1 protein-coding gene is annotated in these 419 nt (G+C 53.9%); it reads right to left on the reverse strand.

Going from position 1 to position 419, the window contains the following annotated elements; translation table 11 throughout:
• Positions 1-259: ParA family protein (locus ACW9IR_RS29675; protein WP_457466171.1), on the reverse strand; the 259-nt coding region annotated here is incomplete at its 3' end.
• Positions 260-419 lie beyond the last annotated feature (160 nt).

A 419-nucleotide genomic window follows, 5' to 3' on the forward strand; every position in this document is an offset into this window, starting at 1 on the left:
TGTCGAACGGGGTTTCGTAGATATCCACCTTGTTCTTCTTGGAAAACGGCCCGGAAGACAGGGTTTGCTTGAAAAAATCCGCGATACCCATGGGGATATCGTCGCCGGTCAGCCCCGTGAGGTACTGGGTTGAGTTGGCTTGTGCATCGAGGTCCACCAACAGGGTTCGATAACCTTCGCTGGCGCTGACTGCCGCCAGGTTGCAGGCAATGCTGGACTTGCCAACCCCGCCTTTCTGATTGAACACCACACGCCGCATGGAAAAACCTCCGTGTATCAATGAATGTCCGAGTGTAGAGGGCAAAAGCGCCTGTTAGCTACCTCGTTCATCCATGCACTGCTGCATCACGGGCGATGGGCGACTTGTCTGTCATACGCAACCGACAGATTAAAAAGAACGGTCCGACAATCCAATCAGG

Source organism: Pseudomonas sp. SDT291_1_S447, assembly GCF_054070155.1.